Source organism: Dryocola sharpae (assembly GCF_051307055.1).
In the GTDB taxonomy this organism is placed as follows: Bacteria; Pseudomonadota; Gammaproteobacteria; order Enterobacterales; family Enterobacteriaceae; genus Dryocola.
The window spans coordinates 434,211-454,879 of record NZ_CP149994.1; the positions used below are offsets into that span (position 1 = coordinate 434,211).

Below are 20,669 nucleotides of genomic sequence, written 5' to 3' on the forward strand. Positions count from 1 at the left end.
ATTTTGTTACATGAATCAGTAAAATATGTGAACCATAGCGGCCAAATTATTATAACTGATAATCATAGCCGCATGACCAGAAGGAAGAGCCAGATGAAGAGAGTTGGCGTGGTGCTCAGCGGTTGCGGCGTCTACGATGGCAGCGAAATCCATGAGGCGGTGATCACGCTGCTGGCGATAGCGCGTGCGGGCGCTGAAGCGGTCTGCTTCGCCCCCGATAAACCTCAAGCAGAGGTTATCAATCACCTTACCAATGATAAGGCTAATGACAGGCGCAATGTTCTCGTTGAGGCGGCCCGTATCACTCGTGGCGCAATAGCGCCTTTAGCTAACGCGGATGCTGATGAGCTTGATGCTTTGATCGTGCCTGGCGGCTTTGGCGCGGCCAAAAATCTCAGTAATTTCGCGCTGGAGGGCATCGAATGCCTGGTCGACAGCGAACTGCGTCGGCTAACCCGCGAAATGCACGCGCGCAGTAAGCCCATCGGCTTTATGTGTATTGCGCCAGCCATGCTGCCAAAAATTCTGGATATGCCGGTGCGCCTGACCATTGGTACAGATATCGATATTGCTGAAATGCTCGAAGAGATGGGCGCGGAACATATTCCTTGTCCGGTAGATGACATCGTGGTCGACGAAGAGCATAAAGTCGTTACAACTCCTGCTTACATGCTGGCTACCCGCATTGATGAAGCCGCAGCCGGGATAGAAAAACTGGTGGCTCGCGTACTGGTGCTCAGCGCATGAGGAAAGGGCGTTTTGCGCTCTGGACCTGCATCAAGCGCTGGGTTTTACGTGCGGTCCTGGCCGTTGTCGGACTATGGATGGCGGGCATTATCCTGTTTAGCTTTCTTCCGGTGCCGTTTTCAGCGGTGATGGCTGAAAGGCAGCTAAGCGCCTGGCTGACGGGCGATTTTAGCTATGTCGCGCATTCGGACTGGGTAAGTATGGATGAGATTTCCCCGTGGATGCCGCTTGCGGTGATTGCCGCCGAGGATCAGAAGTTCCCTGAACACTGGGGATTCGATATGGCCTCCATTGAGAAGGCTATCTCCCACAACGAGCGCAACGAGAAGCGCATTCGCGGCGCCTCCACGCTGTCGCAGCAAACGGCCAAAAATCTCTTTTTATGGGATGGACGAAGCTGGGTGCGCAAGGGCCTGGAAGCCGGGCTTACGCTTGGAATGGAGGCCGTATGGACGAAGCGCCGTATTCTGACCGTTTATCTGAATATCGCCGAGTTTGGCGAAGGCACGTTCGGCGTCGAAGCGGCGGCGCAGCGTTATTTTCATAAGCCGGCAAGCCGTCTGACGGCTTCAGAAGCCGCATTGCTTGCCGCGGTGCTGCCCAATCCAGTCCGTTTTAAAGCGAACGCGCCTTCGGGCTATGTGCATCAGCGCCAGCGGTGGATTGAACGGCAGATGCGCCAGCTAGGCGGGGAATCGTTCCTGGCGCAGCGCAGCCTGCACTAGGTTAATCTTCGTCAAAACCGGCATTAAACAGCGCGATAACCGCTGCCAGCGCCTGTTCTTCCTGCGGACCGGTAACTTCAATTTCAATCTGCCCGCCTTTGGCCGAATCCAGCATCAGCAGGGCGATAACGCTGCTGGCTTCGGCTTCGGTTCCCGCTTCATTGCGCAGCATCACCTCTGCATCAAAGCTCTGCACCAGCTCAAACAGCTTCATCGCCGGACGCGCGTGCATGCCCAGCTTATTGGTGATCTCAACGGTATGTTTGACGGTCATGTTTTACGTTTTTCCAGCGTACGGTGGCGGGACTGAACGTTCTTACCGCGGGAGCGGAAATAGTCGGCAAGCTGCTCGGCAATATAAACCGAGCGGTGCTTACCGCCGGTACAGCCGATGGCGACGGTCAGGTAGCTGCGATTGTTGGTTTCCAGCATCGGTAACCAAAGCTCAAGGTAGCTGCGAGTCTGGTAGATAAAGTTGTGAACTTCCGTATGCCTGTCGAGAAAGGCGGCGACAGGGCGATCCAGACCGGTCATTGGACGCAGTTTAGGGTCCCAGTGCGGGTTTGGCAGGAAGCGCACGTCAAACACGTAATCGGCGTCAATCGGAATACCGTGCTTAAAGCCGAAGGACTCAAAGACCATCGTCAGCTCGCGCTCGCGTTTGCCCAGCAGGCGCGTGCGCAGCATTTCCGCCAGCTCGTGCACCGACATCTCTGAGGTATCGATGATCAGATCGGCCCGGGACTTTAGCGGCTCAAGCAGATCGCTCTCTTCATCGATAGCGCTTTCCAGCGACAAATTTTTGCTGGAAAGAGGATGCAGACGGCGGGTGTCGCTATAGCGGCGGATCAGCGTGTTGCGATCCGCATCCAGGAACAGGAGCTGCGGGGAGAAAGCATCAGGCAGATTCGTCATCGCCTGTTCGAATATTTCCGGGTTTTCCGGCATGTTGCGCACGTCGATACTGACCGCCGCAGAAATTTGCCGCTCGGCGAGGGTTTTTGCCAGATCCGGCAGCAGCACTACCGGCAGGTTATCCACGCAGTAGAATCCCATATCTTCCAGTGCACGCAAGGCTACAGACTTCCCTGAACCAGAGCGGCCGCTGACTATCATCAGCACCATGTCATCATTCCCCCGACATCTCAGGCTGTGGCATGCGCCATGCCGCAGCCAGATTATTCACTTTCACTACCGTTCTCAGTATTGGTAATGATCTGATAAAGCTCTTCATCGCTGTTCGCCGCGCGCAGACGGCGGCATATCGTTTTGTCCGCCAGGCGCTTTGCCACCAGGGAGAGGGTGTGCAAATGCGTTTTGGTCTGATCGGCAGGCACCAGCAAAGCGAACAGCAGGTCGACAGGCTGGTTGTCGATCGCATCGAAAGCGATAGGCGTTTCCAGCTGGATGAAGACCCCAACGGCGCGCAGGGTATCTTCTTCAAGTTTCCCGTGTGGAATGGCGATGCCATTGCCAATCCCGGTACTCCCCATGCGTTCACGCGTCAGCACCGCTTCAAAAACGATTTGCGGCGGCAGGCCAAGCTGCTTTGCGGCCAGCTCGCTGACGATCTCCAGCGCGCGTTTTTTGCTCTGGCAGTGGACGCCGCTTCGGGTACATTCCTGGTTAAGGACATTACTAAGCTGTAGAACGGAATCGTTGTTCATCATAAGTTCACCTAAGCATCCTGTTATGCTAACGGCCCGTTGACCTTGAGACAACGAGCCGTCGGGGCGTAAACAGATACCTGGATTATCAATGTTGTTTTAGTTTATCTTTATGTTTAGTTAACTGGCGAGCCAGTTTATCGATGAGGCCGTCAATGGCCGCGTACATGTCCTGGCCTTCGGCGCTGGCATGCAACTCGCCCCCGTTCACATGCAGCGTGGCATCCGCAAGGTGGGTGACTTTTTCCACTTTTAACACAATATAGACCTGATTAATGCGTTCGAAGTACTGCTCCAGTTTGGCAAACTTCGCATTCACAAAATCGCGCAGTGCGTCCGTGATTTCGACGTTTTGTCCCGTAATGTTGAGCTGCATAGTGTCTTCCTTATCAGTTGAGTCAGACCAGCTGCTTGCGCTGATTTGACGGTGGTATGGATAAAGACTCTCGGTACTTCGCAACGGTGCGGCGTGCCACCATGATCCCCTGATCTGACAGCATAGACGTTAACTTGCTGTCGCTAAGAGGTTTCACCGGGTTTTCCGCAGCAATTAATTTCTTCACCAGCGCCCGTATTGCCGTAGAGGAGGCTTCGCCGCCGCTCTCGGTATTCACGTGGCTTGAGAAGAAATATTTCAGTTCAAAAATGCCCCGCGGGCTATGCAGATATTTCTGAGTCGTCACGCGCGAGATGGTGGACTCATGCATTTCCACCGCCTGCGCAATATCTGCCAGCACCATCGGTTTCATATATTCCGCGCCGTGCTCAAAAAAACCTTGCTGTTGCTCAACGATGCAGCGGCTGACGCGCAGCAGCGTATCGTTGCGGCTTTCCAGACTTTTAATCAGCCATTTCGCATCCTGCAGGTTGCTGCGGATATACTGCGAATCGCTGTCGTTTCTGCTGCTGGTGCCGAGCGCGGCATACTGCTGGTTTATTTTCAGGCGTGGAATGCTATCTGAATTGAGCTCAACGGTCCATTGTCCCTGGGCTTTACGCACCAGCACATCAGGGATCACATATTCAGGCTCGCCGGTTTGAATGGACTGCCCGGGGCGCGGATCCAAAGACTGGATCAGGCACATCGCCTCCTTCAGCACATCTTCTTTCAGACGCGTGACGCGCATCAGGCTGCGGAAGTCGTGGTTGGCCAGCAGATCCAGATGTTCGCTGACGATCAGGCGAGCCTCGTTCAGCCAGGGCGTCTCTTTAGCATATTGTGAAAGCTGAATCAGAAGGCAATCGCGCAGATCGCGCGCCGCCACGCCTACGGGATCGAAACGCTGAACGCGCTTGAGCACCGCTTCCACTTCATCAAGGCTCACCTCCTCGTTGCCCATGCTTTCCAGAATTTCTTCAAGCGTGACGGTGAGATAGCCGGTTTCATCAACGGCATCAACGATGGAGGTGGCGATGGCGGTATCGGTGTCGGTAAAAGGAGTCAGGTCTACCTGCCACATCAGATAGTCCTGAAGCGACTGGGTGGTTTCGCCCTGATAAACGGGAAGCTCGTCGTCGATGTAATCAGTGCCGGTGCCGGAAGGGGTGCCGGCGGTGTAGATTTCATCCCAGCTTGCATCCAGCGGAAGCTCGTCAGGCATCTCTTTTTGTTCAAGGGCCTCGCGGGTATCCAGCGCTTCGTCTTCGCGAGTTTCCTGAGCGTCGATTTCTTCATGCAGGTCGGTTTGCTCAAGCAGTGGATTGCTTTCCAGCGCTTGCTGAAGTTCTTGCTGTAGCTCCAGCGTCGACAGCTGCAGCAGACGGATAGCCTGTTGCAGCTGCGGAGTCATGGCAAGTTGTTGGCTAAGCCGAAGTTGCAAACCTTGCTTCATATTCAGAGCGAACTTCCTCAGGTAAATACTCGCCATACGTTGAGCTACAGGGGCGTTGGCTGCACGCTTATTCGGCTCAACCATGAACCTCACCCCATCAGGAGTGTACAAATCTGTTCCAGACAAATTTGTCATCCCGGTCACTTACTGAAGTAAACGACCGGGAAGTCACTCCCTTGCCGCCTGGCGGCAACTCAAATTATTTAGAGTATTGCTAAATATGCTTCCTACCCTATCAGAGTCTGAACTCTTCGCCCAGATAGACGCGCTTAACATGCTCATCTTCCAGGATTTCAGCCGGCGTGCCGTGTGCGATTAGATGCCCCTGGCTGACGATATAAGCGCGTTCACAAACCGCAAGGGTTTCGCGTACGTTATGGTCAGTAATCAGCACGCCGAGCCCGCTGTCGCGTAAATGCTCGATAATTCGCTTGATGTCGATAACGGAAATGGGGTCAACGCCGGCAAAAGGTTCATCCAGCAGAATAAATTTTGGATTTGCGGCTAAGGCGCGGGCGATTTCCACACGACGGCGTTCGCCGCCGGACAGCGACTGGCCGAGGTTATTACGCAAATGCTCAATGTGGAACTCTTCCATCAGCTCGTTCGCACGGTCCTCGCGCTGCTCAGCGCTCAGGTCGTCGCGGATTTGCAGCACCGCCATCAGGTTATCAAATACGCTCAGGCGACGGAAAATCGAGGCTTCCTGCGGCAGGTAGCCGATACCCCGGCGCGCACGGGCGTGCAGCGGCAGCATGCTGATATCGTCATCATCAATGATGATATTGCCCGCATCACGCGGCACGATGCCGACGACCATGTAGAAGGTCGTGGTTTTACCCGCGCCGTTGGGTCCGAGCAGGCCGACAATTTCGCCGGATTTAACGGTCAGACTAACGTCTTCCACCACGCGACGGCCCTTATAGGCCTTGGCGAGGTTTTTCGCGATTAAAGTTGCCATAACGAATTAGTTGCTCTTTTTGGGTGCCGGCGCCTGGCCATTTTTATTCTGCAATTGTGAAGGCACCAGAATGGTGGTCACGCGCTTACCTTTCTCACTAAAGGCCTGCATTTTCTGCTCTTTGACCAGATAGGTAATTTTGTCGCCTTTGATGTTGCTGTCGAGCTGCTCCAGGAACGCGTCGCCGGTCAGCACCACAAAGTCGTTCTGCAATTCATAATGCATGGTGGAGGCGTGGCCTTTTACCGGCTTGCCGCTGTCCTGCATCTGATAAAACGTTGCCGGCTTACCAAAGCCGTCGATAACTTCTTTACCCTGTTCGCCGCCCGGGCGGGTCACCACGACTTTATCGGCGTTGATTTTGATACTGCCCTGCGTCACCACAACGTTGCCGGTGAAGGTAACGACGTTGCCCTGCATATCCAGCGACTGCTGATCTGATTCAATATGAATAGGCTTCTCGGTATCGCCGGTCAGCGCAAAGGCCGAAAAACTGGCGGCCAGAAGCGTACTGGTTAATACCAGGTTACGGCTGAGTTTGTTTATTCTGGATTTCATAGGATGTTCTAACCTTTTCAATCAGCTCGGCATTTTTGCTGCGTAAGTTTCCGCGCATTTTCAGGCCGCTGGAGTTAAAGCTGGTACCGTACAGCGTCACCAAATCATCGGACGCGACATCCTGGGTGATCAGGTTAACCTGCGCATTGTCTGTGGTAATTTTGCGTAACTGCGAATCGGGAGTCAGGGCCGTGAGAACAACATTCCCATACAGATACAGCATTCGGTCATTAGTCAGTTTGGCGCGATCTGCCCGTAATGACCAGGTTGCAACTTTATTTTCATCGTACTGCGTCATGACCGGCATGGTGAACCAGGAAATGGCAGATTCAGAAAAATATTCAACGTGTTCGGCCACCAGACGGTAATTCAACGCCCCTTTCGGGTCATAGACTATCGTCGTGGAATGTTCGCTTTTATAGGTTGGCTCGTTATTGTTCACGGAAACCGGCGCAACGATCTCTTTATCGGCCAGATTAATGCCGATCAGCACCAGCGCTGCAAGCGACAGCAGGATGATAACCCAACGCCTTGTTTTACTCATATGGATAGCCCTTTGGCCTCATCAAGCTTTCCTTGCGCCAGTAATAACAGGTCGCAGACTTCGCGCACGGCTCCGCGTCCGCCGGTGATGCGGGTAACGTAGCCCGCTCGCGGCGTCAGCAGCGGATGCGCATCGGCAACGGCGACGCTTAGCCCGCACTCCGCCATCACCGGCCAGTCGATAAGGTCGTCGCCGACATACGCCGCCTGTTCCGGCCGCAGGGCGAGTTTATCCAGCAGATCGCGAAAAGCCAGCAGCTTATCGGATTGCCCCTGATAAAGGTGGCTGATGCCCAACGTTTCACAGCGGTCTTCGAGCAGCTTTGCCTTGCGGCCGGTAATAATGGCGACTTCAATGCCGGAGGTGAGGGCGCAACGAATACCGTAGCCGTCACGCACGTTAAAAGCCTTCAGCTCTTCACCGCTGTTGCCCATATAGATCAGGCCGTCTGACATAACGCCGTCGACATCCAGAATAAGCAGGCGCACGTTTGCCGCCCGCTCCATCACGCGCGCGCTCACGGGCCCGTAGCAGGTATCGAGCGACGCTTCATGGTTACTCATTAATTCTAATCCTTTGTTAAACCACGCCTGCGCGCAGCATGTCGTGCATATGTACCACACCGAGCAGCTGGTCGCCATCGGCAACCAGCACTGAAGTAATATGGCGGGACTGCATCAGGTTTAAGGCGTCTACCGCAAGCGTCCCCGGACGGACGCGAATACCGCCCGCCGTCATCACATCTGCGATATTAAGGGCGTGCAAATCAACGCCCATATCAAAGACGCGGCGTAAATCGCCATCGGTAAAGATGCCTTCGATTTTCATCAGATCGTCGCAGATAACCGTCATGCCCATATTTTTACGGGTAATTTCCAGCAGCGCATCGCGCAGCGACGCCTCCTTGCTGACATGAGGGATTTCATCGCCGGTGTGCATGATATCGTTGACGCGTAATAACAGCTTACGTCCCAGCGCGCCGCCAGGATGCGAAAGCGCGAAATCCTGCTGGGTAAAGCCGCGGGCTTTCAGCAGGGCGACCGCCAGCGCATCGCCCATCACCAGCGTGGCCGTGGTGCTGGTGGTCGGAGCCAGGCCCAGCGGGCAGGCTTCCTGGGGAACTTTGATGCAAAGATGGATATCGGCAGCGCGGCCCATGGCGCTGTCAGGGCGGCCCGTCATGCAGATCAGCGGCACCTGAAGGCGCTTAAGCACGGGGATCAGCGCCAGAATTTCGTTGGACTCGCCGGAATTGGAAATGGCGATCACCACGTCCTGCGCGGTAACCATGCCGAGATCGCCGTGGCTTGCTTCACCAGGATGAACAAAAAAGGCGGGCGTGCCGGTGCTGGCAAAAGTCGCCGCCATTTTTTTACCGATATGGCCTGATTTGCCCATCCCCATGACGACCACTTTGCCTGAGCAATAGAAAATCTTTTCGCAGGCCTGCGAGAAGTCTGCGTTGATATATTGATCAAGCTGCGCCAGGCCTTCACGTTCAATATTCAGGACATCCTTGCCTGCCTGTTGAAAGTCAAAACCCGGCTGTAAATCTACGTGTGACATATTTTCCGTTTCCGTTTTATCCAACGACTGGCGATGCCGCAAACCACAGCATTACCATCCATACGATGAAACCACATGTTAACAGAGCGCCCGCCGCCTTGCCGATAGAGCGAGGCCTGCGCCAGCAAAGTAGTGCGAAAATGGCACTTACCGCTAACATTACCCAGTAATCCCGCGCGAAGGCCAGAGGGTCAATATCGCCCGGGGCGATGAGCGCCGGGATACCCAACACAAAAACAATATTAAAAATGTTCGACCCAATGATATTGCCGATGGCAATGTCGTCTTCACCTTTTCGCGCGCCCGCGATAGTGGTCGCCAGTTCCGGAAGGCTGGTGCCGACTGAGATAATCGTCAGGCCAACGACCAGCTCGCTTACGCCGAAGAAGTTCGCAAGCACGGCGGCGTTGTCGATAACCATACGTGTCGCCATAGGCAAAACGATAAGCGACACCGCGAGCCAGAGACAGGCAACGGAGCGGCTGCCCTCGCGCGGCAGCTCCGCTATTTGCTCGCGCGTCAGGCTGTCATGCCCCTGCCGCTCGGCCAGGCGGGCGATCTTCACAATAAACAGCAGGTACAAAACGGCCATCGCGATAAGCAGCAGGCCGTCGATTCGGCTTAGCTGATTATCGAAGAGGAACAGGCCCGCCATCACGCTCACGATTAACATTAGGGGTAATTCACGGCGCAGGATATCGGAATTCACGGTAAATGGGTGTAAAAGCGCCGCCAGCCCAAGTATCAGCATGATGTTAGTAATATTCGAGCCCAGCGCGGTGCCGATGGCTAAATCCAGCTGGCCGTGCAGCGCCGCGGAGCCTGCGACTATCATCTCCGGCAGAGAGGTGCCGATACTCACAACGGTCATACCGATAATTAACGGCGGGATGCCAAAATTGCGGCAAAGTAGAGAAGCGGCAAACACCAGGCGATCGGCGCCATAGACCACCAGCAGTAAACCGATAATTAACAGAGCCGTAGCTAACAGCATGCAAAATCCTTTATTAAGGTATAATCGCCGGCCCTGGCCTGGAATACGCCGGCTTGCGTACAGATCTGAGGTGTATGGCAATCATGCTTAATTCTGACTTTATGCGCCCGAAAAGTAAAACAAATGCCAGCTTTCGCTAAGTGCAGCAGGTAATATTCTGTAAAAATGATGGGTTTCCGCTGCGCTTAAGCACCAGGCCTGAACAACAGACTCTTTAAAAGGAAGGATGATGAGCCAGACCGCGACGAATCTGGTCGACATTCGCGGGGTGAGTTTCTCCCGCGGCGATCGGCGCATTTTCGACAATATCTCGCTGACCGTGCCGCGGGGTAAGATCACCGCCATTATGGGGCCTTCCGGGATAGGGAAGACCACGTTGCTGCGCCTGATCGGCGGCCAAATCCCGCCGGACAGCGGCGAAATTCTGTTTGATGGCGAAAACGTTCCGGCTATGTCACGCTCGCGGCTTTTTACCGTGCGTAAGCGCATGAGCATGCTGTTCCAGTCCGGCGCGCTGTTTACCGATCTTAACGTCTTTGAAAACGTCGCCTATCCGCTGCGCGAGCATCGCCGCCTGCCGGAGCCGCTGTTACGCAGCACGGTGATGATGAAGCTCGAAGCGGTCGGCCTGCGCGGCGCGGCGAAGCTGATGCCGTCTGAACTCTCCGGCGGGATGGCCCGTCGTGCGGCGCTGGCCCGCGCTATTGCGCTGGAGCCGGATCTCATCATGTTCGATGAGCCCTTTGTTGGCCAGGATCCCATTACCATGGGCGTGCTGGTAAAATTGATCTCAGAACTGAACAGCGCGCTGGGCGTGACCTGCATCGTGGTTTCCCACGATGTTCCGGAAGTGCTGAGTATCGCTGATTACGCCTACATCGCCGCCGATCAACATATCGTGGCTGAAGGCAGCCCTGAAGCGCTGCGTGAAAATCAGGATCCGCGAGTGCGCCAGTTCCTTGACGGTATTGCGGACGGCCCCGTGCCGTTCCGTTATCCCGCAGCGGACTATCAACACGATCTACTATCAGAAACAGGGAGTTAGCGGAAAATGCTGTTTAATGCACTGGCATCGTTCGGACGACGCGGCTTAAAAACCTGCGCCTCGTTCGGCCGTGCCGGGTTGATGCTCTTTAATGCGCTGGCAGGGAAACCGGAATTCCGTAAGCATGCGCCGCTGCTGCTGCGTCAGCTCTATAACGTCGGCGTGCTGTCGATGCTGATTATTATGGTCTCCGGCCTGTTTATCGGGATGGTGCTCGGCCTGCAGGGCTATCTGGTGCTGACCACTTACAGCGCGGAATCAAGCCTTGGCATGCTGGTGGCGCTCTCTCTGCTGCGCGAACTGGGGCCGGTTGTCGCCGCGTTGCTCTTTGCCGGACGGGCAGGCTCCGCGCTGACGGCTGAAATCGGCCTGATGAAAGCCACCGAGCAGCTCTCCAGCATGGAGATGATGGCCGTCGACCCGCTGCGCCGCGTGGTTTCGCCACGTTTCTGGGCAGGCGTCATTTCGCTGCCGCTGCTTACCCTGATTTTCGTGGCCGTCGGCGTCTGGGGCGGAGCGCTGGTCGGAGTGAACTGGAAAGGCATTGATGCCGGCTTTTTCTGGTCGGCGATGCAGAACGCCGTTAACTGGCGTCTCGATTTAGTTAACTGTGTCATTAAGAGCGTGGTATTCGCCATTACCGTAACGTGGATTGCGTTATTTAATGGCTACGATGCTATTCCGACGTCCGCAGGGATTAGCCGGGCAACGACACGTACCGTTGTGCACGCCTCTCTGGCCGTTCTTGGCCTTGATTTTGTGCTCACAGCACTGATGTTTGGGAATTGAGTTCATGCAAACAAAGAAATTTGAAATTTGGGTTGGCGCGTTTCTGCTGGTGGCGCTGGTCGCCGTCATCTTCCTGTGCCTGAAAGTGGCTAACGTCACCTCGCTTCGCAGCGAGCCGACTTATCGCGTATACGCCACCTTCGATAACATCGGCGGGCTTAAGGTCAGCTCTCCGGTTCGTCTGGGCGGCGTGGTTATCGGACGCGTGGATGATATCTCGCTTGATGAGAAAACCTACCTGCCGCGCGTGACGATGGAAATCGAAAAACGCTACGACCACATTCCGGATACCAGCTCGCTGGCGATTCGCACTTCCGGCCTGCTGGGCGAGCAGTACCTTGCGATGAATCTTGGTTTTGACGACCCGGAACTGGGCTCGTCTATCCTTAAAGACGGCGGCACCATTCAGGATACGAAATCAGCCCTGGTGCTTGAAGATCTGATCGGCCAGTTCCTGTATAAGAGCGGCAACGGCGACAATCAGAACGCGCAGGCTCCCCAACAGGCGCCAGCTGCGAATAATGAAGCTGCGCCGCAGCCCGGCACGACGAACTAATCAAAGAGGATATTATTATGTTTAAACGTCTTGTGATGATCGCCATGCTGGTGATTGCGCCGTTGGCGATGGCGGCAGACCAAAGCAACCCGTATAAGCAGATGCAGGAGGCGGCGCAGAAAACCTTTGACCGTCTGAAAAACGAACAGCCTAAAATTCGTCAAAACCCGAACTACCTGCGCGACATCGTAGGCCAGGAACTGCTGCCTTACGTACAGATCAAATATGCGGGTGCTTTGGTCCTTGGCCGCTATTACAAAGAGGCGACGCCGGCCCAGCGTGACGCCTATTTTAAAGCTTTCGAAGCGTACCTGAAGCAGGCCTATGGCCAGGCGCTGGCGATGTATAACGGTCAGTCTTACCAGATTGCCCCGGAGCAGCCGCTGGGTAATGCCGATATCGTCGCTATCCGCGTCACGATTATTGATCCAAACGGCCGTCCGCCGGTGCGTCTGGATTTCCAGTGGCGTAAAAACAGCCAGACCGGCAAATGGCAGGCTTACGACATGATTGCCGAAGGGATCAGCATGATCACCACCAAGCAAAACGAGTGGAGCGATATCCTGCGCACCAAAGGCATTGACGGCCTGACGGCGCAGCTGAAGTCCATCTCCGGGCAGCCGATCACCCTGGAAAAGAAAAAGTAATGGAAGAGCAGCTAAGCTGGGCACGTGAGGGCAGCACGCTGGCGCTGGCCGGTGAACTGGACGGCGATACCGTCCAGCCGCTCTGGCAGCAGCGGGAGCAGGTAATGGCCGGCGTCCGGGCGTTCGACCTTGCAAAGCTGACACGCGTGGATACGGCAGGGCTGGCGCTGCTTATCCATCTTGTTGCCCTTGTCAGAAAGCAGGGCGGCGATCTGGTATTACAGGGCGCGAGCGACAAACTGCAGACGCTGGTCAAACTTTATAACCTGCCGGATGGCCTGTTACCCACCTTTGCAAGCCAGTAATTTCATAGCGTTACTGTTAAAGCCCCCGATCTGTTGAGATTGGGGGCTTTTTGCTTATTTAAGCCGACGCCACTTTCCTCTAAGATGTGTGGCTAATTCATTAACCGGCGAATATATATCCCATGGAAAATCATGAAATTCAGACAGTGCTGATGAACGCACTGCCCCTCCAGGAAGTCCACGTTTCCGGCGACGGTAGCCACTTTCAGGTGATTGCGGTGGGTGAACTGTTCGGCGAGTTAAGCCGCGTGAAGAAACAGCAAACGGTTTATGCGCCGCTGATGGAGCTTATCGCCGATAACCGCATCCACGCCGTTTCGATCAAAACCTATACCCCACAGGAGTGGGATCGCGATCGTAAGCTAAATGGTTTTTGAACAGCCCGCTCCGGCGTGTTGTTAGAATTTGAATTTAATAGAGAGCTGTTGCAATGGATAAATTTCGTGTGCAGGGTCCAACTCGTTTAAGCGGTGAAGTGACGATCTCAGGCGCAAAAAATGCCGCCTTGCCGATCCTCTTCGCAGCGCTGTTGGCTGAAAAGCCGGTTGAGATCCAGAACGTTCCAAAACTGAAAGACATCGATACCACGATGAAGCTGCTCAGCCAGCTGGGAACCAAAGTTGAACGCAATGGCTCCGTATACATTGATGCCAGCCAGGTAAATATCTTCTGTGCGCCTTACGATCTGGTAAAAACCATGCGTGCTTCCATCTGGGCGCTGGGTCCGCTGGTGGCGCGTTTCGGTCAGGGCCAGGTTTCGCTGCCGGGCGGCTGCGCCATCGGCGCTCGTCCGGTCGATTTGCATATTACGGGTCTTGAGCAGCTGGGCGCGGAGATCAAACTGGAAGAGGGCTACGTTAAAGCATCCGTCCAGGGCCGCCTGAAAGGCGCGCATATCGTGATGGATAAAGTGAGCGTGGGCGCCACCGTGACTATCATGAGTGCCGCAACGCTTGCCGAAGGCACCACCATCATTGAAAACGCCGCGCGCGAGCCGGAGATCGTCGATACGGCGAATTTCCTCAACACGCTGGGGGCAAAGATCAGCGGCGCAGGCAGCGATCGCATCACCATCGAAGGCGTTGAGCGTCTGGGCGGCGGCGTGTATCGCGTTCTGCCGGATCGTATCGAAACCGGTACTTTCCTGGTGGCGGCGGCTATCTCCGGCGGCAAAATCGTCTGCCATAAAGCCCAGCCGGATACGCTGGATGCGGTGCTGGCGAAGCTGCGCGAAGCGGGCGCCGATATCGAAGTGGGAGAAGACTGGATCAGTCTCGATATGCACGGCAAACGCCCGAAAGGCGTGACGGTGCGTACCGCTCCGCATCCAGGATTCCCGACGGATATGCAGGCCCAGTTCACGCTGCTGAACCTCGTTGCGGAAGGAACCGGTGTTATCACCGAAACCATCTTTGAAAACCGCTTTATGCACGTGCCGGAGCTTATCCGTATGGGCGCGCATGCGGAAATTGAAAGCAACACGGTTATCTGTCACGGCGTGGAAAAGCTCTCAGGCGCGCAGGTAATGGCGACCGATTTACGCGCATCTGCAAGCCTGGTGCTGGCGGGTTGTATCGCGGAAGGGACCACCGTGGTTGATCGTATCTACCACATCGATCGCGGCTACGAGCGCATTGAAGATAAACTTCAGGCGCTGGGTGCCAACATTGAACGTGTCAAAGGCAGCGGCAACGGCGAATAAATCTGCTCGTTCGGAGAATAAAAAACCGGGGATCTCCCCGGTTTTTTTTTGCCATAATAGAGCCTCATCCATCTCAGACAAGCAGACGGCATGATTAACTCTCTCTACATCGATAACTACCGTTCCGTGCGCAATCTCGCCATCGATCTGGAGCGGCTGAATGTGGTATTTGGCCCAAACGGCTGCGGCAAATCCAATATCTATAAAGCTATCCATCTGATTCATGGTGCGGCAACAGGGCAGCTTTCACGCTGGCTCTCCGAAGAGGGCGGCATTCAGAAAGCGATGTGGGCGGGCGATCGCGCAAAAGGTTATGCCAACACGCCACGCCGCATAAGGCTGGCGGTAGAAACGGATGATTTTGAGTACGAACTACAGGTCGGCTTTCCCGATAAATTGCCTTATCCCACCATGTTCGAACTCGATCCCGTCGTCAAAGAAGAGCAAATCTGGCTGAGCGGATTTCGCCGCCGTCCTTCGTCGTCCATTATGCAGCGCCGCAACCAGACGGTATTTCTGCATGACGTAAACGGCGAAAAGGTGACGCACGCGGCCACGCTGCTTGAAAACGAATCGCTGTTCGGACAGCTGGGCGAGCCTCATCTTTATCCGGAAGTGTCCAGCGCGCGCGAAACGCTGCGCAACTGGCGCTTTTATCACGAGTTTGCTATTTCCAGAGGCGCCGGGCTGCGCCTGCCGCAGGTGGGATACCGTTCGCCGATCCTGGGCGGCGACGGGCTGAATCTGGCCGCAGCCTTCCAGACCATTGTCGAAATCGGCGACGGCGAGCTGCTGTTTGCGGTGCTTGAAGAGGCGTTCCCCGAATGCGTGTTTTTCTGCGATAACAGCGGAGGGCGCTTTCAGATGATGATGAACCGGCAGGGCATTAATCGCCCGCTGGAGTCGGCGGAATTTTCCGACGGCACGCTGCGTTTTCTGTGCCTGGCCGTGGCGCTGCTCAGCCCGCGCCCGCCGCGGTTTATCGCGCTTAACGAACCGGAGAACAGCCTGCATCCCCGGATGCTGCCGGCCCTTGCTCGCCTGATTGCACAAGCAAGCCGCTATACGCAAATCTGGCTCACCAGCCACTCGCCGGAACTGGCGCGGCTCATTGAAGCGCATACGTCGTTTACGCTTTACCAGTTGTCGATTGAGCATGGAGAAACGCGCGTGAACCGTCTCGCCTGAGAAGGCTAAAGGCTGACCTCTTCGTCGGCCAGCCGCACATCCGCGTCGCTGACGATGGCTTCCAGCTCGCTCAGCATATCGTCGTAGCTCAGTTCAGATTCAGCGGGGGCTGATACCGCAGCCGCTGATGAAGTCAACTGCGCCGCTTGCCTGCTGTTATTCCTGGTGGTTGCTTTCTTACTCATTGAATACTCCCGGTTTTAACAGTCCGTTTCGTGCTTCAGACGGGTAAATCTATCAGCAATGCGCGCAGCGGGGTATCGGCGACCAGCGTAATGTTAGCCTCGTCACGGATAAACGCGCCGTCGCCGCAGGTCAGCCCTTCTTTTTCTTCCGCCTGCGTAACGGCATGCACCGTACCGTGAATGGACTGTAAATAGGCCCGCGGTCCGTGCAACTGAAAGTTCAGCTCTTCGCCTTTTTCCAGCTCAATATGATGGATCCACGCCTGCTGGCGCAGCTGCAGGCTCCCCTTACTGCCGTCTGGCGAGGCGATTAGCTGCCGGGCCACGTCGGCAATATCGATTTTTTGCAGCAGCGCGTTTTCCCGTTCAGGGCAGGCATCCAGCCAGATTTGCAGGCGTGTCAGCGACTTATCTTTACTAAGGTTATGCTCGCTGTAGCTGACGCCCGGCTGCGTGGAAAGCAGCAGCGCTTCCCCGGCTCTGGCCTGCACGTGATTGCCTTCGCTATCCCGATATCCCGCTTCGCCTTCCAGAATCAGATTCAGAATATCGACCTTCGGATAGGTACGCGGCTGGAATGAGGCGCCGGGCGCTAATACTTCCTGGTTGAGAACGCGCAAAGCGGCATAGCCCAGCAATTGCGGGTCGAAATAGTGACCAAAGGAAAACGTATAGCGCGCCTGCAGCCATCCGTAATCCGCTTTCCCGCACTGTTTGGCAGTTCTTGGCGTAATCATATTCTTGACCTCTTTTTACACTCAACCCATGGTAAAGGCCTGGACGATGCATTGTTAGCCAGTTAATCTGCTCGGTATGTTCAAATTTCCTGAATGAGAACGAGATGGCTAAAGAGAGAGCATTGACGCTTGAGGCGTTAAGAGTAATGGACGCAATTGACCGGCGCGGCAGCTTTGCCGCCGCGGCGGATGAGCTGGGGCGCGTTCCCTCAGCGTTAAGCTACACCATGCAAAAATTAGAAGAAGAGCTGGATGTCGTCCTGTTTGACCGCTCGGGCCACCGCACAAAATTCACCAACGTCGGGCGCATGTTGCTGGAGCGAGGCCGCGTGCTGCTGGAAGCGGCCGATAAATTAACGACGGATGCCGAAGCGCTGGCGCGCGGCTGGGAAACGCACCTGACTATCGTCACCGAGGCGCTGGTGCCCACGGCCCGGCTGTTCCCGCTGATCGATAAACTGGCCGATAAAGCCGATACCCAGCTTTCCGTCATCACCGAAGTGCTGGCCGGGGCATGGGAGCGCCTTGAGCAGGGCCGCGCGGATATCGTGATCGCACCGGATATGCACTTCCGTTCTTCATCAGAGATAAATTCCCGCAAGCTCTACAAGGTGATGAACGTTTATGTCGCCGCGCCCGACCATCCTATTCACAGCGAACCGGAGCCGTTGTCAGAAGTCACACGCGTGAAATACCGCGGTATCGCGGTGGCGGATACCGCACGCGAACGCCCGGTGTTAACGGTGCAGCTGCTGGATAAACAGCCGCGCCTTACCGTGAGCTCCATCGAAGATAAACGTCAGGCGCTGCTGGCAGGGCTTGGCGTGGCCACTATGCCTTATCCGCTGGTGGAGCAGGATATCGCCGAAGGGCGACTGCGCGTGGTTAGCCCGGAATATACCAATGAAATTGATATCATCATGGCGTGGCGGCGCGACAGCATGGGTGAAGCGAAAGCCTGGTGCCTGCGTGAGATACCGAAGCTGCTGAAATAAAAAGGGTGTCTGGCGCTTTGCTTATCCACCCTATATCCGGTTTTGCAGGGCGGGTAAGCAAAAGCGCCACCCGCCCGCCAGCACAATTTTATTCGCTTACCAGCCGTGGTTCTGACAGCTTCGGATCGCGTCCGAATCGGTTCTCGCCCGGCGTACCGTTCTGGCAGTTAAACGCCAGAATGACCAGCCAGCCAACAATCGGGATCAGCAGCAGCAGCAGCCACCATGCGCTACGATCGGTGTCGTGCAGACGGCGAAACTGAACGGCCCAGTACGGCAGGAAAATAAACACGCCGTAAATCGTCGTCAGCGCGCCTTCATCTTCTGCGATCCGCAGCCCCAGCATCTTGTCCAGGATGCTCAAAACCCCGGACAACACCAGATTGACGAGGATGAACATCCAGTATTCTTTGCGACGCGCGCGTCCGCCAAAACCAATATAATTTCGTAATACCTTGAGATACCAATCCATATGCGGCCTGCCTTGGTTAAACTTCAATCACTTGATCTCTAAGCGATATTATAAGAATAGCCGTGAATGACAGAGACGTACAACATCCGCATTCTGAATCTTAACCTCTGCTGAAGCGGACATCGCGGCCATGCGGCTCATCGAGATCCTGCGCAGGTCCGACCGAGACGATCCCGGTCGGGTTGATGGTTTTGTGGCTGCGATAATAGTGGTTACGGATATGCGGCAGGCTGACGGTTTCCGCAACGCCCGGCAGCTGGTAAATATCCCGCAGGAAGCCGTACAGATTCGGGTAATCGCTGATGCGGTGCTTATCACATTTAAAGTGCGTAACGTAAACCGGATCGAAGCGTACAAGCGTGGTCCACAGGCGGATATCTGCCTCTGTCAGACGATCGCCGGTCAGGTAGCGATGTTTATCAAGGATCTGCTCCAGTCGCGCCAGCGACTCAAACACTTTTCCCACGGCTTCATCGTAGGCTTCTTGCGAGGTGGCAAACCCGGTTTTATAGACGCCGTTGTTTACCGTGTCATAAATCCAGCCGTTGAGCTCATCAATCCGAGCGCGCAGCTCTGGCGGATAATAATCCCCGGCACGCGCTCCGTGCGCGTCGAAAGCGGTATTGAGCATGCGGATGATTTCCGCGGATTCATTGCTGACGATGGTCTGCGTTTTCTTATCCCACAGCACGGGAACGGTAACGCGCCCTGTATAGTCAGCATCGGCCTGCAGGTAAAGCTGATAGAGGTACTCGTGCTGATAAAGCCCGTCGCCGGTGGCGCCCGGAAAATCATCGTCAAACGTCCAGCCATCCTGCAGCATCAGCGGGTGGACGACAGAAACGGAGATGAAAGATTCCAGTCCCTTCAGGGCGCGCACGATCAGGGTGCGGTGCGCCCACGGGCAGGCGAGAGAAACATAGAGATGGTAACGATCCTTCTCGGCGGCAAAACCGCCTTTGCCCGTCGGACCCGGCTCGCCATCGGCGGTCAGCCAGCTGCGGAATGCGGATTCAGAACGCTTAAAGCGCCCGCCGGTGGATTTGGTGTCATACCAGGTATCGTGCCAGACGCCGTCGATTAGCTGACCCATGTTGCTCTCCTTTATGGCATAAAAAAGCGAAGGGATTAACCTTCGCCTGATTGCTATTCAGTATAGAACTCTTACCACTTTTTATTCAGCACGCGGTCGATGCTGTAAGCGCCAGGCCCGAAGATAGCCAGCAGCAGGTAGCCGCCCGCGATGGTGAAGTTCTTCATAAACATGACGGAGTTCGGACCCTGCGCAAAGTCACTGTGGAACAGGAAGGCGGTCAGCAGAGTAAACACTGCGGTAATGATGGCGGTAGTGCGGGTCAGAAAACCGAACAGAATCGCCAGGCCGCCGCCGAACTCCAGCAAAATGGTCAGCGGCAGCAGGAATCCCGGCACGCCCATGGCTTCCATGTATTGTTGCGTGCCGGCGTAGCCCGTAATTTTGCCCCAGCCGGCCACAATAAACAGAACGGGCATCAGGATACGTGCCAACAGTACGCCAGCATCATCTAATTTTTTCATTTTACTCTCCAACGATTTTTAGTTGGGCGTTACCGGCCCACAGTTTTATGTCGTAGCGTTTTCCGGTAGTTACCGGTATCTGCTGTTGTTGGAGAGGATAATAGACGCGGCGATAAGAGATTGTTAGCCAGAAAAGCTGTCATTGTCTTTCAAATATATTGAGTAATGATAGCGAAGGCGAAAAAATGCCGCCCGGAGGCGGCATAGTCGTTAGTGCGTTTGCTGCGCAACCGTCGCGCGTATCAGCCGCCAGGCGCTCCAGACCCCAAATCCACGTCTGCCCCAGCGCATGAAGAAGCTGGGGTGGCGAACGGTCCAGATAGCCATAATGCTGCTGGCGATAAGCGCATAGCTGCGCAGGCTAATCAGCGTATGCCAGCCGCGATCGTAGGCGCCGGTCGCTTCCAGCCAGTCGCGCTTGCCTGCGCTCAGATCCAGCCTTTGCTGCTGGATTCGGCTCAGCAAAAGCGCTTTTCGCTTGTCGCGTTCGCGGTTGCTCATGATTTGTCGTTCTCCAGCAGCTCACGGTCGTTTTCCAGCTCGCGGCGAGTATGGCGCAACAGCGTTGACTGCCGGGATTTGCGCAGCGTCCAGAGGCCGCCAATCAGCGCCAGAACCAGCAACACGACCGTGGTGGCAAGCATCGCGTTGAGACGATATTGCGGATCGACGGCCCAGATAACCAGCACCATCAGGCTCATAAGCCCGAAAGCGGCAAACAGCATGGTTAACCCAAGCATAAGCAGCAGCTGGACGATATGCGCCTTCTCTTCTTCCAGCTCAACCACCGCGAGACGCACCCTGGTTTCCACCATGCCAACGAGGATGGTGACAAAGCGCTGGCCGACGCCTAGGACCCCTTTACCCGGCCCCTGGGTTTGACGGGAATCAGCCATA

29 protein-coding genes are annotated in these 20,669 nt (G+C 55.5%); 11 read left to right on the forward strand and 18 right to left on the reverse strand.

Annotated features, from left to right (window positions below):
* The first annotated feature begins 93 nt into the window (after positions 1-93).
* Together elbB and mtgA are read left to right on the forward strand one after the other, a co-directional pair.
* Positions 94-747, forward strand: coding sequence for an isoprenoid biosynthesis glyoxalase ElbB (gene elbB / locus WLO31_RS02060; RefSeq protein WP_435928877.1), 654 nt, complete (start codon positions 94-96; stop codon positions 745-747).
* Positions 744-1,472 (forward strand): monofunctional biosynthetic peptidoglycan transglycosylase, encoded by a 729-nt coding sequence (mtgA, locus tag WLO31_RS02065; RefSeq protein ID WP_435928878.1) that lies wholly within the window; start codon positions 744-746, stop codon positions 1,470-1,472. Before elbB ends, mtgA begins: the two co-directional genes overlap by 4 nt.
* A gap of 1 nt (position 1,473) precedes the next feature.
* On the opposite strand, the gene npr is transcribed toward mtgA, so the two are convergent.
* From npr to WLO31_RS02120, 11 genes are all read right to left on the reverse strand, one after another.
* A complete protein-coding gene (npr, locus tag WLO31_RS02070; RefSeq protein ID WP_167614575.1) occupies positions 1,474-1,746 on the reverse strand; it encodes a PTS phosphocarrier protein NPr in 273 nt (90 codons plus the stop codon).
* On the reverse strand, positions 1,743-2,597 hold the full coding sequence (rapZ, locus tag WLO31_RS02075) for an RNase adapter RapZ (protein WP_121266407.1): 855 nt from the start codon (positions 2,595-2,597) through the stop codon (positions 1,743-1,745). Before rapZ ends, npr begins: the two co-directional genes overlap by 4 nt.
* Before the next feature lie 53 nt (positions 2,598-2,650).
* Entirely contained in the window at positions 2,651-3,142 is a 492-nt protein-coding gene (gene ptsN, locus WLO31_RS02080) for a PTS IIA-like nitrogen regulatory protein PtsN (RefSeq protein ID WP_435928879.1), read from the reverse strand.
* 85 nt (positions 3,143-3,227) lie between these two features.
* Positions 3,228-3,515 carry a ribosome hibernation promoting factor gene (gene hpf / locus WLO31_RS02085; protein WP_121266403.1) on the reverse strand — a complete coding sequence of 96 codons (288 nt, stop codon included), beginning with the start codon at positions 3,513-3,515 and terminating at the stop codon, positions 3,228-3,230.
* 22 nt (positions 3,516-3,537) lie between these two features.
* The gene (gene rpoN / locus WLO31_RS02090) at positions 3,538-4,971 is read right to left on the reverse strand and encodes an RNA polymerase factor sigma-54 (RefSeq protein WP_435930482.1); all 1,434 of its coding nucleotides are present in this window, start codon (positions 4,969-4,971) and stop codon (positions 3,538-3,540) included.
* A 235-nt stretch (positions 4,972-5,206) separates the two neighbouring features.
* The gene (gene lptB, locus WLO31_RS02095; RefSeq protein ID WP_435928881.1) at positions 5,207-5,932 is read right to left on the reverse strand and encodes an LPS export ABC transporter ATP-binding protein; all 726 of its coding nucleotides are present in this window, start codon (positions 5,930-5,932) and stop codon (positions 5,207-5,209) included.
* A gap of 6 nt (positions 5,933-5,938) precedes the next feature.
* Positions 5,939-6,490, reverse strand: a complete 552-nt coding sequence (gene lptA / locus WLO31_RS02100) for a lipopolysaccharide ABC transporter substrate-binding protein LptA (RefSeq protein ID WP_435928882.1) — start codon at positions 6,488-6,490, stop codon at positions 5,939-5,941.
* The gene (gene lptC / locus WLO31_RS02105) at positions 6,459-7,034 is read right to left on the reverse strand and encodes an LPS export ABC transporter periplasmic protein LptC (RefSeq protein WP_435928883.1); all 576 of its coding nucleotides are present in this window, start codon (positions 7,032-7,034) and stop codon (positions 6,459-6,461) included. The genes lptA and lptC overlap by 32 nt, the downstream gene beginning before the upstream one ends.
* On the reverse strand, positions 7,031-7,597 hold the full coding sequence (gene kdsC, locus WLO31_RS02110) for a 3-deoxy-manno-octulosonate-8-phosphatase KdsC (RefSeq protein WP_435928884.1): 567 nt from the start codon (positions 7,595-7,597) through the stop codon (positions 7,031-7,033). Before kdsC ends, lptC begins: the two co-directional genes overlap by 4 nt.
* Before the next feature lie 16 nt (positions 7,598-7,613).
* Positions 7,614-8,600 (reverse strand): arabinose-5-phosphate isomerase KdsD, encoded by a 987-nt coding sequence (gene kdsD, locus WLO31_RS02115; RefSeq protein WP_435928885.1) that lies wholly within the window; start codon positions 8,598-8,600, stop codon positions 7,614-7,616.
* 16 nt (positions 8,601-8,616) lie between these two features.
* Positions 8,617-9,594: a calcium/sodium antiporter gene (locus tag WLO31_RS02120; RefSeq protein WP_435928886.1), complete on the reverse strand. Its 978-nt coding sequence runs from the start codon at positions 9,592-9,594 to the stop codon at positions 8,617-8,619.
* Positions 9,595-9,823: 229 nt separating this feature from the next.
* Between WLO31_RS02120 and mlaF the strand changes: the two genes are divergently transcribed.
* The 8 genes from mlaF (at position 9,824) to WLO31_RS02160 (ending at position 15,826) form a co-directional block, all read left to right on the forward strand.
* The gene (gene mlaF / locus WLO31_RS02125) at positions 9,824-10,639 is read left to right on the forward strand and encodes a phospholipid ABC transporter ATP-binding protein MlaF (protein WP_435930483.1); all 816 of its coding nucleotides are present in this window, start codon (positions 9,824-9,826) and stop codon (positions 10,637-10,639) included.
* Positions 10,640-10,645: 6 nt separating this feature from the next.
* Positions 10,646-11,428 carry a lipid asymmetry maintenance ABC transporter permease subunit MlaE gene (gene mlaE, locus WLO31_RS02130; protein WP_435928887.1) on the forward strand — a complete coding sequence of 261 codons (783 nt, stop codon included), beginning with the start codon at positions 10,646-10,648 and terminating at the stop codon, positions 11,426-11,428.
* Positions 11,429-11,432: 4 nt separating this feature from the next.
* On the forward strand, positions 11,433-11,984 hold the full coding sequence (mlaD, locus tag WLO31_RS02135) for an outer membrane lipid asymmetry maintenance protein MlaD (protein ID WP_435928888.1): 552 nt from the start codon (positions 11,433-11,435) through the stop codon (positions 11,982-11,984).
* Between the two features lie 17 nt (positions 11,985-12,001).
* The gene (mlaC, locus tag WLO31_RS02140; protein ID WP_435928889.1) at positions 12,002-12,631 is read left to right on the forward strand and encodes a phospholipid-binding protein MlaC; all 630 of its coding nucleotides are present in this window, start codon (positions 12,002-12,004) and stop codon (positions 12,629-12,631) included.
* Positions 12,631-12,936: a lipid asymmetry maintenance protein MlaB gene (mlaB, locus tag WLO31_RS02145; protein ID WP_435928890.1), complete on the forward strand. Its 306-nt coding sequence runs from the start codon at positions 12,631-12,633 to the stop codon at positions 12,934-12,936. The genes mlaC and mlaB overlap by 1 nt, the downstream gene beginning before the upstream one ends.
* A 122-nt stretch (positions 12,937-13,058) precedes the next feature.
* Positions 13,059-13,313 (forward strand): BolA family iron metabolism protein IbaG, encoded by a 255-nt coding sequence (gene ibaG, locus WLO31_RS02150; protein WP_167614588.1) that lies wholly within the window; start codon positions 13,059-13,061, stop codon positions 13,311-13,313.
* A 53-nt stretch (positions 13,314-13,366) separates the two neighbouring features.
* Positions 13,367-14,638: a UDP-N-acetylglucosamine 1-carboxyvinyltransferase gene (murA, locus tag WLO31_RS02155; RefSeq protein WP_435928891.1), complete on the forward strand. Its 1,272-nt coding sequence runs from the start codon at positions 13,367-13,369 to the stop codon at positions 14,636-14,638.
* Positions 14,639-14,728: 90 nt separating this feature from the next.
* Positions 14,729-15,826: an AAA family ATPase gene (locus tag WLO31_RS02160; RefSeq protein ID WP_435928892.1), complete on the forward strand. Its 1,098-nt coding sequence runs from the start codon at positions 14,729-14,731 to the stop codon at positions 15,824-15,826.
* A gap of 5 nt (positions 15,827-15,831) precedes the next feature.
* On the opposite strand, the gene WLO31_RS02165 is transcribed toward WLO31_RS02160, so the two are convergent.
* Together WLO31_RS02165 and WLO31_RS02170 are read right to left on the reverse strand one after the other, a co-directional pair.
* Positions 15,832-16,011, reverse strand: coding sequence for a hypothetical protein (locus tag WLO31_RS02165; protein WP_435928894.1), 180 nt, complete (start codon positions 16,009-16,011; stop codon positions 15,832-15,834).
* A 35-nt stretch (positions 16,012-16,046) separates the two neighbouring features.
* Positions 16,047-16,748: a pirin family protein gene (locus WLO31_RS02170; RefSeq protein ID WP_435928895.1), complete on the reverse strand. Its 702-nt coding sequence runs from the start codon at positions 16,746-16,748 to the stop codon at positions 16,047-16,049.
* Between the two features lie 104 nt (positions 16,749-16,852).
* Between WLO31_RS02170 and yhaJ the strand changes: the two genes are divergently transcribed.
* Complete coding sequence (yhaJ, locus tag WLO31_RS02175; protein WP_435928896.1) at positions 16,853-17,743, forward strand: DNA-binding transcriptional regulator YhaJ; 891 nt, start codon at positions 16,853-16,855, stop codon at positions 17,741-17,743.
* An 88-nt stretch (positions 17,744-17,831) separates the two neighbouring features.
* Here yhaJ and WLO31_RS02180 read toward each other — a convergent pair whose 3' ends face one another.
* The 5 genes from WLO31_RS02180 to WLO31_RS02200 all read right to left on the reverse strand — a co-directional run bounded on the left by WLO31_RS02180 (position 17,832) and on the right by WLO31_RS02200 (position 20,668).
* Positions 17,832-18,215, reverse strand: coding sequence for a DUF805 domain-containing protein (locus tag WLO31_RS02180; RefSeq protein ID WP_435928897.1), 384 nt, complete (start codon positions 18,213-18,215; stop codon positions 17,832-17,834).
* Positions 18,216-18,315: 100 nt separating this feature from the next.
* Complete coding sequence (locus tag WLO31_RS02185) at positions 18,316-19,308, reverse strand: glutathione S-transferase family protein (RefSeq protein WP_435928898.1); 993 nt, start codon at positions 19,306-19,308, stop codon at positions 18,316-18,318.
* A 71-nt stretch (positions 19,309-19,379) separates the two neighbouring features.
* Positions 19,380-19,772 carry a DoxX family protein gene (locus tag WLO31_RS02190; protein WP_167614595.1) on the reverse strand — a complete coding sequence of 131 codons (393 nt, stop codon included), beginning with the start codon at positions 19,770-19,772 and terminating at the stop codon, positions 19,380-19,382.
* A 210-nt stretch (positions 19,773-19,982) separates the two neighbouring features.
* Positions 19,983-20,273, reverse strand: a complete 291-nt coding sequence (locus WLO31_RS02195) for a YqjK-like family protein (RefSeq protein WP_435928900.1) — start codon at positions 20,271-20,273, stop codon at positions 19,983-19,985.
* The gene (locus WLO31_RS02200) at positions 20,270-20,668 is read right to left on the reverse strand and encodes a phage holin family protein (RefSeq protein WP_435928901.1); all 399 of its coding nucleotides are present in this window, start codon (positions 20,666-20,668) and stop codon (positions 20,270-20,272) included. Before WLO31_RS02200 ends, WLO31_RS02195 begins: the two co-directional genes overlap by 4 nt.
* Position 20,669: the final 1 nt, after the last annotated feature.

What these genes read in the sequence shown, in the direction of transcription:
- elbB (WP_435928877.1), top strand. Translation starts at nt 94, where the DNA reads ATGAAGAGAGTTGGCGTGGTGCTCAGCGGTTGCGGCGTCTACGATGGC.
- mtgA (WP_435928878.1), top strand. Translation starts at nt 744, where the DNA reads ATGAGGAAAGGGCGTTTTGCGCTCTGGACCTGCATCAAGCGCTGGGTT.
- npr (WP_167614575.1), bottom strand. Translation starts at nt 1,746, where the DNA reads ATGACCGTCAAACATACCGTTGAGATCACCAATAAGCTGGGCATGCAC.
- rapZ (WP_121266407.1), bottom strand. Translation starts at nt 2,597, where the DNA reads ATGGTGCTGATGATAGTCAGCGGCCGCTCTGGTTCAGGGAAGTCTGTA.
- ptsN (WP_435928879.1), bottom strand. Translation starts at nt 3,142, where the DNA reads ATGATGAACAACGATTCCGTTCTACAGCTTAGTAATGTCCTTAACCAG.
- hpf (WP_121266403.1), bottom strand. Translation starts at nt 3,515, where the DNA reads ATGCAGCTCAACATTACGGGACAAAACGTCGAAATCACGGACGCACTG.
- rpoN (WP_435930482.1), bottom strand. Translation starts at nt 4,971, where the DNA reads ATGAAGCAAGGTTTGCAACTTCGGCTTAGCCAACAACTTGCCATGACT.
- lptB (WP_435928881.1), bottom strand. Translation starts at nt 5,932, where the DNA reads ATGGCAACTTTAATCGCGAAAAACCTCGCCAAGGCCTATAAGGGCCGT.
- lptA (WP_435928882.1), bottom strand. Translation starts at nt 6,490, where the DNA reads ATGAAATCCAGAATAAACAAACTCAGCCGTAACCTGGTATTAACCAGT.
- lptC (WP_435928883.1), bottom strand. Translation starts at nt 7,034, where the DNA reads ATGAGTAAAACAAGGCGTTGGGTTATCATCCTGCTGTCGCTTGCAGCG.
- kdsC (WP_435928884.1), bottom strand. Translation starts at nt 7,597, where the DNA reads ATGAGTAACCATGAAGCGTCGCTCGATACCTGCTACGGGCCCGTGAGC.
- kdsD (WP_435928885.1), bottom strand. Translation starts at nt 8,600, where the DNA reads ATGTCACACGTAGATTTACAGCCGGGTTTTGACTTTCAACAGGCAGGC.
- WLO31_RS02120 (WP_435928886.1), bottom strand. Translation starts at nt 9,594, where the DNA reads ATGCTGTTAGCTACGGCTCTGTTAATTATCGGTTTACTGCTGGTGGTC.
- mlaF (WP_435930483.1), top strand. Translation starts at nt 9,824, where the DNA reads ATGAGCCAGACCGCGACGAATCTGGTCGACATTCGCGGGGTGAGTTTC.
- mlaE (WP_435928887.1), top strand. Translation starts at nt 10,646, where the DNA reads ATGCTGTTTAATGCACTGGCATCGTTCGGACGACGCGGCTTAAAAACC.
- mlaD (WP_435928888.1), top strand. Translation starts at nt 11,433, where the DNA reads ATGCAAACAAAGAAATTTGAAATTTGGGTTGGCGCGTTTCTGCTGGTG.
- mlaC (WP_435928889.1), top strand. Translation starts at nt 12,002, where the DNA reads ATGTTTAAACGTCTTGTGATGATCGCCATGCTGGTGATTGCGCCGTTG.
- mlaB (WP_435928890.1), top strand. Translation starts at nt 12,631, where the DNA reads ATGGAAGAGCAGCTAAGCTGGGCACGTGAGGGCAGCACGCTGGCGCTG.
- ibaG (WP_167614588.1), top strand. Translation starts at nt 13,059, where the DNA reads ATGGAAAATCATGAAATTCAGACAGTGCTGATGAACGCACTGCCCCTC.
- murA (WP_435928891.1), top strand. Translation starts at nt 13,367, where the DNA reads ATGGATAAATTTCGTGTGCAGGGTCCAACTCGTTTAAGCGGTGAAGTG.
- WLO31_RS02160 (WP_435928892.1), top strand. Translation starts at nt 14,729, where the DNA reads ATGATTAACTCTCTCTACATCGATAACTACCGTTCCGTGCGCAATCTC.
- WLO31_RS02165 (WP_435928894.1), bottom strand. Translation starts at nt 16,011, where the DNA reads ATGAGTAAGAAAGCAACCACCAGGAATAACAGCAGGCAAGCGGCGCAG.
- WLO31_RS02170 (WP_435928895.1), bottom strand. Translation starts at nt 16,748, where the DNA reads ATGATTACGCCAAGAACTGCCAAACAGTGCGGGAAAGCGGATTACGGA.
- yhaJ (WP_435928896.1), top strand. Translation starts at nt 16,853, where the DNA reads ATGGCTAAAGAGAGAGCATTGACGCTTGAGGCGTTAAGAGTAATGGAC.
- WLO31_RS02180 (WP_435928897.1), bottom strand. Translation starts at nt 18,215, where the DNA reads ATGGATTGGTATCTCAAGGTATTACGAAATTATATTGGTTTTGGCGGA.
- WLO31_RS02185 (WP_435928898.1), bottom strand. Translation starts at nt 19,308, where the DNA reads ATGGGTCAGCTAATCGACGGCGTCTGGCACGATACCTGGTATGACACC.
- WLO31_RS02190 (WP_167614595.1), bottom strand. Translation starts at nt 19,772, where the DNA reads ATGAAAAAATTAGATGATGCTGGCGTACTGTTGGCACGTATCCTGATG.
- WLO31_RS02195 (WP_435928900.1), bottom strand. Translation starts at nt 20,273, where the DNA reads ATGAGCAACCGCGAACGCGACAAGCGAAAAGCGCTTTTGCTGAGCCGA.
- WLO31_RS02200 (WP_435928901.1), bottom strand. Translation starts at nt 20,668, where the DNA reads ATGGCTGATTCCCGTCAAACCCAGGGGCCGGGTAAAGGGGTCCTAGGC.